This window comes from Microcoleus sp. AT3-D2, from assembly GCF_036705715.1.
Lineage (GTDB): Bacteria > Cyanobacteriota > Cyanobacteriia > Cyanobacteriales > Microcoleaceae > Microcoleus.
The window spans coordinates 13,946-26,064 of sequence record NZ_JAUBVE010000046.1 but is presented as its reverse complement, the minus strand read 5'-3'; the positions used below and the strand labels follow the sequence as shown (position 1 = coordinate 26,064).

Genomic DNA, 12,119 nt, shown 5'->3' with positions numbered 1-12,119 from the left:
TCTTTAACCTCAGTTAGTTAATTAAGCTCTAAATACATTCAGCCGATGCCATTCTAGCGATTCAAGTCTTGGTAAATCTTGGTCTGAAGCCGGCAGGAGAATAGTTTCACTATGAAAATCTTTCATACATCTGGCATTGGGGGATTCCTCTTCTAAGTCATCAGCGACGATAATTCTGTAATTATCATCTATAGAAAACCAACCCTGGTCAAAAGCCCAATGATGATTTTTACACAATGATATCCCATTATTAATTTGATTATCATAAAACTTTGAGAACGGCTTAATATGTGAGCCATCTACAATAGTTTGAGTGAGATTCCTGATGACTTTCAATCGACAAAATGCACACTTGTAATCATAGGTATGTACTACTGCTTTCCTGAAAAAAGCATTTCTAACAGCAGATTTGGTTAAATAAAATTTCGGTTCTGCGTCAGGAATTAATGCTGAGTCTGATAGTTCTCTTTCTGTCTGAGTAACTTTTTCAAAGTCTTGATTAACTTGCAAAATATCTCCAATATCCTCCCTATTTAATGAAAACCATGTCGCAATCAGTGTATCTATTAATTGAGATCTCGAATTTTGGTCTTGAAGTAAATTGAATAATTCATTATCCCAACTACCGTATTCTACAGCTTCTCTTAGCTTGTTAGTGGTCTTAGGCTTTGAACCATTAAATCCCGACTTTAATGTTTTATGCCAGAAACCATCGCCTTCCAAATGCCAAAATGGATAGTGCAAACCACGATCATGAGATTCAGAACCTAAGATATCCCAATATTTATTAAAGGTTTTAATTAAGTCGTCTGAAACATAAATTCTATTATCCCTAATTATTCCTTGAGAAATTAGATCGATGATTGACAAGATTAATATTGGCTTATGATTAGCTTGACCACGTTGGCGTGTATTACTTACATTAAGAGCGGCAAAACGTTGTCGATAGTACGCTAAATTCTTATTTGCGGACTCTTCTCCTGTAGTCATTTTCTCCTCCCGCTATGATTAAATACAATCCGACCTAAAATTTAACACTTTTTTCAACAAAAAGTTAAGAACCGCAAGGCACAACCATAACGCAGAAACTAGACAATTTAAGCAGTGTCAGCAGACTAAAAAGTAATTTTCTAGCCTAAACAGGAGATAATTATATCACTGTCCGCGTGCATCTGCGGTTTCCAAACCCAACCTCACCTTCAAATAATCACTCATCCAACTAATACTCGCCCTCGACTTAGAAATCCCCCCTTTCAACAAAATCCCATTCTCCCAATCAGGATTAGAAATCGACCAATCAACTTGCTGCAAAAGGCTCAAACGTTCCTCCCAACTCTCAGGAAAAACCGACATCAAAGCCGCCCCAACTTCCCCCAAACTCTCAAGCACAACACTGTGACAGTGTACGCAATCCCGGCGCATTTCCCCCGCCGCAACTTGCTTGTGCAGAACTAATTGCCAATCGGGAATAAAACTGCAAACCGCATTCCAATAACTAACCGCCAGTTGTATTTTTTGAGCAAGTTCTTCCTCTTTCTGTTCTTTTTTGGTGCGAGAACCAGAGGGTTTTGCCTGTTCGCTGCCCTCAATATTAGACAGCAAAGCCATGATAGCACGATCGATCGCACTCAGCGCAAACAATTTGTGTGATCGCCCGTTCAAACTCCCCTTCTCCATCTCAGTCAAACACCGGAAAACCTCAACCTGCTTAACAACCGCCTTCACCACAAAAGCGCGATCGTCCCGGTGGTTGTAAAGTAGACTTAGCGACGCCTCCAAAGGAACTTGAAAACCGTTCAAATCAGCAAACATCTGCTGCGATTTTTCCAACCCAATATCGAGAAACAAAATCAGCGCCACCGTCTCATATCCCAACTGCGGATTTTCCCTCAAAGCCATCTCAAAAGCTGCGCGCCGATGCTGTCCGTCATTAATAGTAAACTTAGCATCCATCGGCACTCGCAAGCGACCGATTTTCCGTTCTTCGGCCTCATTTCCCACTGCTTCAAAAGTAATATCCGCATCAATCGAAGCAGCAATAGCCCCACAAGTATAATTTGTAGGATTCTTAACTAAATAATCAGCAATTTCGGGAATCCTAGCTTTGTTAAGCGCGCGTTTCGCCCGCATAGACGGCGGCAAATCTTCAGATTCAAAGGGAAACAATTTCGGCAAAAAACGCACCGGACACATCGACACGTAATATTCGCGGCCCGCTTGAATGCCCCGAATTACCGGCAAAATGTATTCAAAGGAAGGAGTAGACATATTTTAGAATGGGGCATTGGGAATGGGGCATTGGGAATGGGGAATGGGGAATGGGGCATTGGGCATTGGGCATTGGGCATTGGGCATTGGGCATTGGGCATTAATAGCTATTGACTTTTGGCAAACTCTATGGTATGTCGCTGGTCTAGCAGGGCATAACTTAAGTATTTCACAAGGTTTTTTTAAAAACAAGTGTTGACATAAAGTTTAATATATGATATTTTTTGAAAAAATAGCCTAATTATATAAAAACCGCCTATGAACACCAACCCAGCGGATGACCTCGCTACTAAAATATTAGAAAAAGAAAATAGCGACAGACAGGAAATCGCACTTTTATTAGATAATTATTTAGGAAAGGACGATCGCATTTTCGTACAAAAAACCCAGATGGGAAACAGCGAAGCATACATCGGTTCAGTCACCCTAGAATGGTTAGACTCTCGCGTCCGTTTCGCCTCGCAAATGCCGCTTTTCCGCCAAAAATTCGACCTCCAAACCAACAACATCGTCCGCGACGACGAAACCATCGACGAAATTATCCAGCGTCCCTTAGATTGGTCGCGCCAAGCCGCCCTAACTCAATATTTAGCCGCCCGAAAATCGCACAAATTCCCCGCAGTTTTAGTAGTCGTCAGTCCCCCGTGGGTAGATAATCCTCTAGCCGAGGAATGGGATAAAAATGGCGTAGCAACCAAATCGGCTGCTGAATTTACATCCTTTGATAAAAACGAGAACTTAGGGCTTTTGGATGTGTCTCAAAAAGTCTCCATTTTTGCCTTAGACGGCCAGCATCGGCTGATGGGAGTGCAAGGTTTAATGAGTTTAATTAAAACCGGAATCCTGCAAAGATACAACAAAAACAAAAAACCTGTCGGCGCTGCAATTACTCTGGAAGATTTAGCAGAAGAGTATCAAATCGACCCCGAAACAGTGTATAAATTAGCTCACGAAAAAATCGGAATTGAGTTTATTCCGGCGGCGGTAGCGGGGGAAACGCGACAGCAAGCACAACGGCGCGTGCGATCGATCTTTGTGCACGTTAACCTAATGGCCGTAACGCTGAGTCAGGGACAGCTAGCATTATTGAACGAGGACAACGGATTTGCCATCGCGGCCCGAAAAATTGCCGTCACCCATCCCTTATTAAAAGAACAAGATGACAGAAACCCCCGCGTCAATTGGGACAGCGCGACAGTCGCAGCAAAATCAACTGTCTTAACCACATTGCAAGCGCTGCAAGATATGTCGGAACGGTATTTAGAATACAAATTCCCTCATTGGAAGCCGGAACGAAAAGGTTTAATTCCCATGCGTCCCGAAGATGAAGAACTGAAAGAGGGAATTGAAGAGTTTAAAAAATTGTTCGATCATTTAGCCACTTTACCCAGCTATCAAAGAATTGAAAGCGGCGAAGAAACGACTGAATTGCGCCGATTTAGTTTTGAAAAGCCCGGGGGCGAGGGAAATATTTTGTTCCGTCCAGTCGGTCAAATTGCTTTAGCTAATGCTTTGGGAATTCTAGTATTTAGAAAGAAACTTTCCCTGAAATCTATTTTCGACAAACTCCGCAGATTCGATGTCGATGAAGGATTTAGCCACATGGACAATCCTGAGTCTGCGTGGTACGGGATTTTGTACGATCCGAACAAAAAGCGAATGCTAGTTTCTGGAAAGGATTTAGCGACGAAGTTAATTGTATATTTGGTGGGGGGAATTCAGGACGATATGGAGCGAGCTCATTTGCGCCAAGCGGTAGCGGAAGCGAGGACTTTTGAGGATAAAGCTGTTAGTTTTAACGGCAGGTTTGTGCAGCCGCAAGAGGTAGGATTGCCGCCAGTGCTTAGCTAAGTTTTTATGCTGATAGCTGCTGCAGTCAGGGATTGAAATTTAGGAGTATTTTAAAGCGCGATCCCTAAATTTTGATCCTAGTTAACGTTATTTCTTGATTATGATTGTTGCTGATTGCGGAAGCTATCGATAATCTCATTGATTTCTTCAACGGCGACCGTTTCTTGGTCAGATTTGGCATAGATGATGAGCAAGATGAAACAAGTGGTTGATGTGACTTGATAAATAATGCGATAGCCTCCACTTTTTCCTTTACTGATGTCGCTGTTTTTGGCTCTTACTTTGAATACGGTGTAGCCCGTACCGGAAATGCGATCGCCTGGACATTCGCCTGCTTGCAACTGCTGTAGGAGAGGTTGCAAGTCGGTTTGAATTTGGCGATAGCGTTTGGCGAGGGTTCGGAGTTGGCGCTTGAATTGATCTGCAAACAGAACCTGGATGCTGGGTGCTTCAGACATCAATACCATCCCAAAGTTCTGCGATCGGGTGAACTTTGCCGTCTTCTACTTCCTGAAGCGCAATTCGGAGGCTGTTGAGGATATCTTCTTTAGATAGCTCGTCTTCGTCTTCTTGAAATAGTTGACCCAGGGATTGCAAAATCAGGGTTTCGATCGGCAAGTTGAGTTGACTAGCTTTCTGAAGAAGCTGCTGTTCTAAGTGATCAGGGATGGTGAGGGTAATTTGCATGGGGTTTGCCTCTAGCTTTTAATAGTATAGATTAATTCTCACAATCTGGTTTCCTTTAACAAAATAAGTTCGGCTCCTACAGGCAAATGATCGGACTCTGTTGCCTCCAAAACCGAACTCGATTTAGCACCCCAATGCTTTGAATACCAAATATAATCAATCCGGAAAACCGGATAATTTAATCTCCAATTCGACCTTTTTACCAATAATTTAAGTTCCCAACCGTGAGGCCAGGTAAAACCAAACCCCCATCCCGATTTTCGGAAAGCATCTTGCATGACTTTCTGCACCCTGTTATAGTCTTGAGTTTCGTCTGTCATATTAAAATCGCCCGCGACAATTACTGGCAGAGTTTCTCGCTCAACTCGCTGCACTAAGTCTTGAATTTCAGGCGATCGTTTGTCATATTTGTAAACTGGAACTTTGAAAAAACGCCATTTTTTAGAGAGTTTCAACCACGGCCCGGTAGCTTGCATATTATAAATCGCTACTTCTTGTTCGTTAAATTTAATAATTGCCCGCTGCTGCGTTTCTCGATGGCCGGCTAAGTGCAGTATTTCGCTAGATACAATTGGATATTTACTGAAAATTCCTACAGAGTGAGTGCCAATTTGATAGGGGTAGTCTGCTTTTAACCCGGGAAAAGCTCTTTGGGTAGGTGCTTGAACCATTTCTTGTAAAAATATAATATCGGGTTTTTGCTGGTCAATCAGTTTAAATAAAGTAGGTGACTGAGTTTTATGCCAACTGATGTTATGGGATAGAATTTTGATTCTGGGCTGCGAATCTGTAATTTTGATGGGTGCGGGAGAAAAGTATTTGACGTGCAGCCAACTTATTAGAAGAATGCAGGCGATCGCCGAAATAATAGCGAACCATATTTTTTTAATAATTGACAAGCCGATGATAGGAAGCAGGAAAATTGGGAATAAAATTAATGGTATAAAAGTGGTAATTAAGGCAATAATCCACAGTCCATCCCAAAAAATTAGTTTGAGAATGAAATAGCAGATAATAAATGCTGAGTAACTGTAAGCGAGAAATTTTGCAGCTTGCTTTAAGCATCTCTGGATTATATCTTTTGGGATGTGCTTCATTGGGAACCTATTAAAATAAGAACTTGCTTAAATCGAATTCTTCATTTGACCGATGTTGGTTGTCTCTTTCAGAAATCAAAACCAACAACAGGCGATCGGTATAATCCGCCGCACCCCGCAACTCTTCTCGCAAAATTTCCAGTCCGCCATTAGCATATTCTTCAAAAATTTGCAAGCGTTCTGCTTCCAATTGTTCGTCGAGATGGGAGAGAATTTGAGGATTTTTGGTTTCGGCGATCGCAATTAATTTAATCGCCATATCGTAGCCCCTGGATACAAAAATATCAACATCGATCGCACCCGGTTCTCGTTTAGAAATTTCCCCCAAAGGCGATCGTTTTTTCCGCTGCTTTCCCAAGGATGCGGCGAAAGCGATGACATCGGCGTAAGTCTGGAAAGGGCCAGTGTTGTTATCCGATAAAGTTAATGATTTGACTAACTCGGCTTTATCTTTAGCAATTCTAATTTTGTTAGCAGCCATTGGGATTAATATGTAATTTTTAACTGAGTAATTTGATTGATAAAGTAACCGCAGATTAGAGGCAGATAAACACAGATTAACGTAGATAATTTTCAGAATGTCCGCAACAACATAATTTTTTGGGCAAAACCTCCTCTTGCTTCCCGGCGCTTGATTTGTTCGTCCAAAAGTCGATCGCCCGAAATGCCAAAACTCACCATCACCGCATCTATCACCTCATACAAATCCGCCAATTCCGCCACCAAATCTTCGTCGTGGGCGGAGGCCGCTTCCCCCGCTTCTTCAATCAATTTCTGCAGCAAAGCTTGACGGTATTCTGCCTCCGACAAAATTACCAACTCGCATTCATTCCCGCTTTGGCGAATAATTTCAGGAATGCGATCGCGCACCAACTTATGATACTCTTTTTCCACGTCAAACTCCCTTCAACCTTGACTAAAAGTTTGAATCAACCAGCGATTAATTTCCCCGTCATCTTCTGTTTGACTCCGGTTCAACGCTTCCTCAATTAACGCTATTTCTAACCCAGGTAAAACCAGTGAATTTTGAATTGTCCCACTCCCTCCAGCAGTAATAGCAAAGGCAAATACTGCATTGGTATTTGCATTAGCTGCCCAATATTCTTGGACTTCAGAATGTTCGTAAATTAAACGCTTTACTCCCAAATCATCGGCACTAGAAGATGCTCCTATTTCCACCACTAAAGCTGGAGGTGCAAACCCATTCAAATTAATGGGCGTATTCGTGCGAGGAGGTAATTCAAAATCTGCACCTATATAATAAGACAAATCAGGTTGAAATTCCCGAATACCTGTTTTGCGAAAACTGGCATTAATTAACTCCACTATTCGGATATTTCTACAAGCAGTATAAAAATTGACAACTCTCGAAACTACTGAATTATGACGACTGTGCAATGGTCCTACTGGTGACATTTCTACCCTCATGTGTTCTTGATAGTAATAGAACTTGCCCTTTTCCCATGCTGAATCCTCAGCAAAATTTAGAAACTCTTCCCACGTCGCCTTCACCCAAATATCCGTTTCCAAAACCTGCGTAATTGCCGAATTATAAGCCATAATCCACCTCTACTATTTCCGTATATTCAAATTCCACGTCAAACTACTTTCAACCTTGACTAAAAGTTTGAATCAACCAGCGATTAATTTCCCCATCATCTTGCGTTTGACTGCGATTCAAAGCTTCCTCAACTAACGCAATTTCTAGCCCTGGTAAGACCCGCGACTCTTGAATTCTCCCGCTACCTCCGCCATTAATTGCAAACGCAAAAACCTCCCGCGTGTTTGCACGTTCAACCCAATATTCACTTATTCCTGCATCTTCGTAAAGCAACCGCTTGCCGCCTAAATCATCATTAAAAGAAGACGCCCCAATTTCCACTATCAAATTAGGCGGATCGTATTGATTTAAATCAACAGCAGAATTGCTATCATCAGGAGGCACTCTTAAATCTGAACCAATGTAGTAAGCTAAATCAGGTTGAAACTCGCCGATACCGGCTTTGCGAAAACTGGTGTTAGTAAACTGAACTACTCGGATATTTCTCAATGTTGCAAACAGAATAACTACACAGGCCATAATTGAATTTTGACGCCCGTGCAATGGCCCTACTGGTGACATTTCTACCCTCATGTGTTTTTGATAATAATAAAACTTGCCCTTTTCCCAAGCTGAATCGTCAACGAAGGCTAGAAACTCTTCCCACGTCGCCTTCACCCAAATATCCGTTTCCAAAACCTGCGTAATTGCCGAATTAGAAGTCATAATCCACCTCTACAATTTCTGTATATTCAAATTCATTTGGACTGCGCTTAACTAAAGGATAGCGCGTCCCGCCAAGTTCGATCGCATCTTCTTCGCAATCAGCTTTCGGAGAATTGTACACCAGCACGTATTCCCTGCCGGTGCAACTTTCCATCTCTTGAGCAACTTCTCCGCGCCACTGAGTTTTAGTTACCAAAACTACCAATTGATTCGCCAACTTCGGCAGCTTATTCGCGATTTGCTTGCGATAAATCTCGTCCAAACTGCCAAAGGGAGAATCCATTACAATTGGAAACGTACTGCTATCCGGACCCATCAAAGTATTCTTTTGACTCCACTCCCGCACGCCCTCAATAATCCCGCCGATAAACGACAAACTGAGAATTTGATTTTCTCCCGTAGAAGCGGCAACCAAAGATTCTTTACCCGACGTATTTTCTACTAGCGTCAGTTCGTATTTATCGCTCAATTTGGGGATGTAAGGAGTAAAAGAAATTTGACTAAAAATATCTTGCACCCGCTTTTCCAACTGAGAAGAAAACTGTTTTTCTAAGCGCGATCGCACTTCAGTGAGGCGATCCATCGCATCCTGAGTCGCAGCAATCCGGCGCTGGGCTAATACTTGCCTTTGCTCATTCAGTTGCTGCTTATCGATTTGCTTGTCCAAAGCCGACACCTGCACATTCAAACTCTCAATCTGCTGCTGGTTAGAGCCTGTTTCCCGGTGCAACTCGCCAATTTTTGCCTCAATTTCATCCAAGCGCTTTTGCAAGCGGCTGACATCGCCGTCAGGAAAATTTCGCAGCTTGTTGTGAATATCGTCTAACTGATTTTCCACACGAGAAAGTTCGGTTCTGTCGCGGCTGATATTGCCTTGCTGTCGGTCAATTTCCTCCCAAAAATCAGCCACTTGTTTATCAATTTCATTTACCCGATCGCTAATCCGAATAGTTGTTTCTTCCACATCGCCAACACCCGCTTTATCAATCCAACCGCTAACCTGTTGGCGTGACTCAGAACCCTCCACTAATTCCGCACCGCAGATACACCGCTGCTGCGCTAATAACTCTTCCAAAAACGGTCGCTGAATCCCGGAAAGTAACTCGCCTTTTTCCCGCAAACCTTCAACAATTACTTCAAATTCAGCCGCCGCCTCTGACAGAAATACCGCGTAGCCGCGCACGGAAATTGCTCGTTTTAGAGCATCTGTAGCCTGTACAATTTGTTGCTTCAATAAATTTTTCTGGATTTCCAATTCGTCTCGCAATTTTTGTAAATCCGCAGCACCGCTAAGTTCCAATAAGTTACCATTAACTGCTTTCTTTAACTCCCCTTGGTTGACCAATTCCCGCTCAATTTCTACTTGTCTGCTCGCAAGTTGCTCAGCTTCTTGCTCAATTTTTTGCTTGTCTTTTAAAAGTTTCTTCGTTTCAGCATTCCCAATTATATTTAAATCTGTCTCTAGAGATTTTTTTGCTTCTAGTAAATGCCGGAGCGATCTATTCAAGACTTCCACTCCCAGCAACTCTTTAGTAGCTTCCGCAATTTCTGCCTTCTTGTCATAGCGGACAATTTGCTCGATTCGCTCCCCATCAAAAAAGAAATACTTATGTAAACTTTCCGGCAAAATCCGCCCGATAATATCATCGGGATGCTGATCCGGCTTCAGCCATAGACCGTTATCTTTTGCTACATTAAGAAACAATTCAGCCTTGCCATGTTCTACAGTGTTTTCACTTTTATAAGCACGACAAATGCGTCTTGCTTGGTAGCGCGTGCTGTCGTGTTCAAACACAATTTCCGCCCAACAAGCTACGGCTTTTCCCATTTCTGCCTCAGCCAGAGCGCGCTTGTTTACTAATTGTTCTTCTGCCGCAAAAGCCGCGCTAAATTCTCCGTAAAGTACCCATGTAAAGGCATTCATTAAGGCAGTTTTTCCGGCTCCGTTGTTACCGTGAATTACTGTAATATTTTGCCCGCCCCAAGCTAGTTTAATTTCGGGGCTTTTGCCGTAAAATTGACGAAAGTTGCACAGAGTAATTGAGATTAACTTCATACAATTGCTTCCTTAATAATTTTTAAAATGTCATCGTTAATGTGCCGGGGAACTCTCATGTACAACTTATCTTTTTCAATTTCCAATACCCGCTCGATAATTTGTCGGACTTCGGGGGGCGCGCTAGTAATTGGTTGCTGTACGTCGCTGAATTCCTGATGAGTTTGATAAGCAGAACGCTTTTCTGCTAAAATGCTTTTCGGTACGGATGCGATCGCACTATCTTCATATCTAAATGCCAGAATCAGATTTTCATTCAGATTTTCAGTCATTTTTTTTGCAAAAATTAAAATATACAGGGGCTCGGCTCATGGGCGAGAAACCCGGTTTCTACGAGTTTTGCGAACAGTCACGAGAAATCTACAAAGAAACCGGGTTTCTGAAGTCTGGGTGCGATCGCGAACTAAACTAGCAACTAAAACTGCTATCAAATAATTCTATATTCTCAAACATAAACCGAACCTTAATAAATGTCAAATGTCTAATAGCCCATAACGCTTCTGAAGTTGCAGCAATTTCACTCTAGCTTCCCCAGCATTGTCGGCTAAATCGGCAAATTCCAAGAACCGCTTCAACTCTTTTCGCAGCAAATTGCGCTCGACTTCTAAGGTTTCTCTGCCCAAATCTGGAGGCAAAACTATCATGTCAAATAAAGTTGCCCTTTCCTTCCCCGGATGCGGCCGCAAAATCCGTCCCCGGCGCTGAATAAACTGGCGCGGATTGCTGCTGCTTGCTAAAATTACAGCATTGCGAATTGCCGGAATATCAACGCCTTCATCCAAACACCGAATCGCTACCAAACCTTGCAATTCTCCACTCTCAAATTGCTGGCGCAAGCGTTCTCTTTCTGCTAAAGGAGTTGCCGCCGTATAAGTGTTAACTCGGTAGCCTAATTCGGAACCCAATAACTTCGCGGTTTCTGTTAGCTGGCGGTGGTGATTTCGGCGCGCGCCTCCTTCGATCGCACCGTCGCCGCAGTAAAATAAAGTGTGGGCGGTGTCGAGGCGGTGAATCATTAATTCTCGCAAAGCTACTAATTTATTAGCCGCAGCTCCAATCAACCGGGCTCGCTGCATTAATAAAGTCGTTAAAGCATCGTTTTCTTCTACTTTGTCATCGCCCCAAAGCGCCCAGCCAATCTTTTGAGTTAAGCGGGAATATTTGCGGGTTTCGGCTTCGGTCAATTCTACTAAAATTGGATAGTATAAATAATGTACTAATGCTTTTTGGCGGATGGCGTCGGCTAAGGTGAGTTCCGGCTGCAAAACAGGGCCGAAATAATCTAAAATAGCTTCGGTTCCTTGTTCGTCGAAATGCCTTTCTGGGGTGGCGGAAAGGGCGAGTCGCAGTCCAATATTGCGAGGCAAACTTTCTCCTAAACGGGGCGCGCCTAAGTTGTGAACTTCGTCTCCAATAATCAGGGTTTTTTCTGGGAAATAGCGCAGTTGCGATCGCAAACTATCTCCCATTAAGGTAGCATTAGTAGTGATGATTGTGAGAAATGCTCTATCCCCCGCTCGCACTTCATACAAACCCGCAGCCAGCTTGTTTTGCCAACTGCGGGCGCTATCAAAAGCCAAAATAGGTTTTAAACCAAATTTCTCGGATTCCCGCGCCCACTGATTCACCAGGTGGCAGTAAGGGCAAATTACGAGCAGGACTTGCAGGTTAATTTTATTGTATAATTCAGTGGCGATCGCCAGTGCAGTAATCGTCTTGCCGCTACCCGTCGCCATTTTCAGCGTACCGCGTCCCTGATTCGCAAACCAATTAGCAACCGCCACTCGCTGATACTGTCGCAATTGCAGCGATGGCGGCATTCTCGGAAACCCAAATTGCGAATTATTAGCCGTTGAGCGATTCACCTTTAAATGCCGTTAGATGCAAAATTCCC

The 12,119-nt window shown here is 43.1% G+C and carries 13 protein-coding genes; 1 reads left to right on the top strand and 12 read right to left on the bottom strand.

Annotated elements, in window-relative coordinates:
• Nucleotides 1–21: 21 nt before the first annotated feature.
• Nucleotides 22–990, bottom strand: a complete 969-nt coding sequence (locus tag QUB44_RS18970) for an HNH endonuclease (protein ID WP_333369837.1) — start codon at nucleotides 988–990, stop codon at nucleotides 22–24.
• 165 nt (nucleotides 991–1,155) lie between these two features.
• Nucleotides 1,156–2,268 (bottom strand): DNA sulfur modification protein DndB, encoded by a 1,113-nt coding sequence (gene dndB, locus QUB44_RS18965; RefSeq protein ID WP_333369836.1) that lies wholly within the window; start codon nucleotides 2,266–2,268, stop codon nucleotides 1,156–1,158.
• 258 nt (nucleotides 2,269–2,526) lie between these two features.
• Between dndB and QUB44_RS18960 the strand changes: the two genes are divergently transcribed.
• Nucleotides 2,527–4,119, top strand: coding sequence for a DGQHR domain-containing protein (locus QUB44_RS18960; protein WP_333369835.1), 1,593 nt, complete (start codon nucleotides 2,527–2,529; stop codon nucleotides 4,117–4,119).
• 98 nt (nucleotides 4,120–4,217) lie between these two features.
• Here the strand turns inward: QUB44_RS18960 and QUB44_RS18955 are convergent, their stop codons facing one another.
• The 10 genes from QUB44_RS18955 to QUB44_RS18910 form a co-directional block, all read right to left on the bottom strand.
• Complete coding sequence (locus QUB44_RS18955; protein ID WP_333369834.1) at nucleotides 4,218–4,577, bottom strand: type II toxin-antitoxin system RelE/ParE family toxin; 360 nt, start codon at nucleotides 4,575–4,577, stop codon at nucleotides 4,218–4,220.
• On the bottom strand, nucleotides 4,570–4,806 hold the full coding sequence (locus tag QUB44_RS18950) for a hypothetical protein (RefSeq protein ID WP_242723690.1): 237 nt from the start codon (nucleotides 4,804–4,806) through the stop codon (nucleotides 4,570–4,572). Before QUB44_RS18950 ends, QUB44_RS18955 begins: the two co-directional genes overlap by 8 nt.
• 38 nt (nucleotides 4,807–4,844) lie before the next feature.
• Complete coding sequence (locus QUB44_RS18945; RefSeq protein ID WP_333369833.1) at nucleotides 4,845–5,903, bottom strand: endonuclease/exonuclease/phosphatase family protein; 1,059 nt, start codon at nucleotides 5,901–5,903, stop codon at nucleotides 4,845–4,847.
• A 10-nt stretch (nucleotides 5,904–5,913) separates the two neighbouring features.
• The gene (locus QUB44_RS18940; RefSeq protein ID WP_190742092.1) at nucleotides 5,914–6,384 is read right to left on the bottom strand and encodes a DNA phosphorothioation-associated protein 4; all 471 of its coding nucleotides are present in this window, start codon (nucleotides 6,382–6,384) and stop codon (nucleotides 5,914–5,916) included.
• A 92-nt stretch (nucleotides 6,385–6,476) separates the two neighbouring features.
• Nucleotides 6,477–6,797, bottom strand: a complete 321-nt coding sequence (locus tag QUB44_RS18935) for a nucleoside triphosphate pyrophosphohydrolase (RefSeq protein ID WP_333369832.1) — start codon at nucleotides 6,795–6,797, stop codon at nucleotides 6,477–6,479.
• Nucleotides 6,798–6,809: 12 nt separating this feature from the next.
• Nucleotides 6,810–7,463: a Uma2 family endonuclease gene (locus QUB44_RS18930; protein ID WP_333369831.1), complete on the bottom strand. Its 654-nt coding sequence runs from the start codon at nucleotides 7,461–7,463 to the stop codon at nucleotides 6,810–6,812.
• A gap of 49 nt (nucleotides 7,464–7,512) precedes the next feature.
• Nucleotides 7,513–8,169, bottom strand: coding sequence for a Uma2 family endonuclease (locus QUB44_RS18925; protein ID WP_333369830.1), 657 nt, complete (start codon nucleotides 8,167–8,169; stop codon nucleotides 7,513–7,515).
• Nucleotides 8,159–10,225 carry an AAA family ATPase gene (locus tag QUB44_RS18920; protein WP_333369829.1) on the bottom strand — a complete coding sequence of 689 codons (2,067 nt, stop codon included), beginning with the start codon at nucleotides 10,223–10,225 and terminating at the stop codon, nucleotides 8,159–8,161. The genes QUB44_RS18925 and QUB44_RS18920 overlap by 11 nt, the downstream gene beginning before the upstream one ends.
• Nucleotides 10,222–10,497: a hypothetical protein gene (locus QUB44_RS18915; RefSeq protein WP_333369828.1), complete on the bottom strand. Its 276-nt coding sequence runs from the start codon at nucleotides 10,495–10,497 to the stop codon at nucleotides 10,222–10,224. Before QUB44_RS18915 ends, QUB44_RS18920 begins: the two co-directional genes overlap by 4 nt.
• Before the next feature lie 201 nt (nucleotides 10,498–10,698).
• On the bottom strand, nucleotides 10,699–12,045 hold the full coding sequence (locus tag QUB44_RS18910; protein WP_333369854.1) for a DNA phosphorothioation system restriction enzyme: 1,347 nt from the start codon (nucleotides 12,043–12,045) through the stop codon (nucleotides 10,699–10,701).
• Nucleotides 12,046–12,119 lie beyond the last annotated feature (74 nt).

Coding starts and splice junctions, on each gene's coding strand:
- QUB44_RS18970 (WP_333369837.1), bottom strand. CDS start 990: ATGACTACAGGAGAAGAGTCCGCAAATAAGAATTTAGCGTACTATCGA.
- dndB (WP_333369836.1), bottom strand. CDS start 2,268: ATGTCTACTCCTTCCTTTGAATACATTTTGCCGGTAATTCGGGGCATT.
- QUB44_RS18960 (WP_333369835.1), top strand. CDS start 2,527: ATGAACACCAACCCAGCGGATGACCTCGCTACTAAAATATTAGAAAAA.
- QUB44_RS18955 (WP_333369834.1), bottom strand. CDS start 4,577: ATGTCTGAAGCACCCAGCATCCAGGTTCTGTTTGCAGATCAATTCAAG.
- QUB44_RS18950 (WP_242723690.1), bottom strand. CDS start 4,806: ATGCAAATTACCCTCACCATCCCTGATCACTTAGAACAGCAGCTTCTT.
- QUB44_RS18945 (WP_333369833.1), bottom strand. CDS start 5,903: ATGAAGCACATCCCAAAAGATATAATCCAGAGATGCTTAAAGCAAGCT.
- QUB44_RS18940 (WP_190742092.1), bottom strand. CDS start 6,384: ATGGCTGCTAACAAAATTAGAATTGCTAAAGATAAAGCCGAGTTAGTC.
- QUB44_RS18930 (WP_333369831.1), bottom strand. CDS start 7,463: ATGGCTTATAATTCGGCAATTACGCAGGTTTTGGAAACGGATATTTGG.
- QUB44_RS18925 (WP_333369830.1), bottom strand. CDS start 8,169: ATGACTTCTAATTCGGCAATTACGCAGGTTTTGGAAACGGATATTTGG.
- QUB44_RS18920 (WP_333369829.1), bottom strand. CDS start 10,225: ATGAAGTTAATCTCAATTACTCTGTGCAACTTTCGTCAATTTTACGGC.
- QUB44_RS18915 (WP_333369828.1), bottom strand. CDS start 10,497: ATGACTGAAAATCTGAATGAAAATCTGATTCTGGCATTTAGATATGAA.
- QUB44_RS18910 (WP_333369854.1), bottom strand. CDS start 12,045: ATGCCGCCATCGCTGCAATTGCGACAGTATCAGCGAGTGGCGGTTGCT.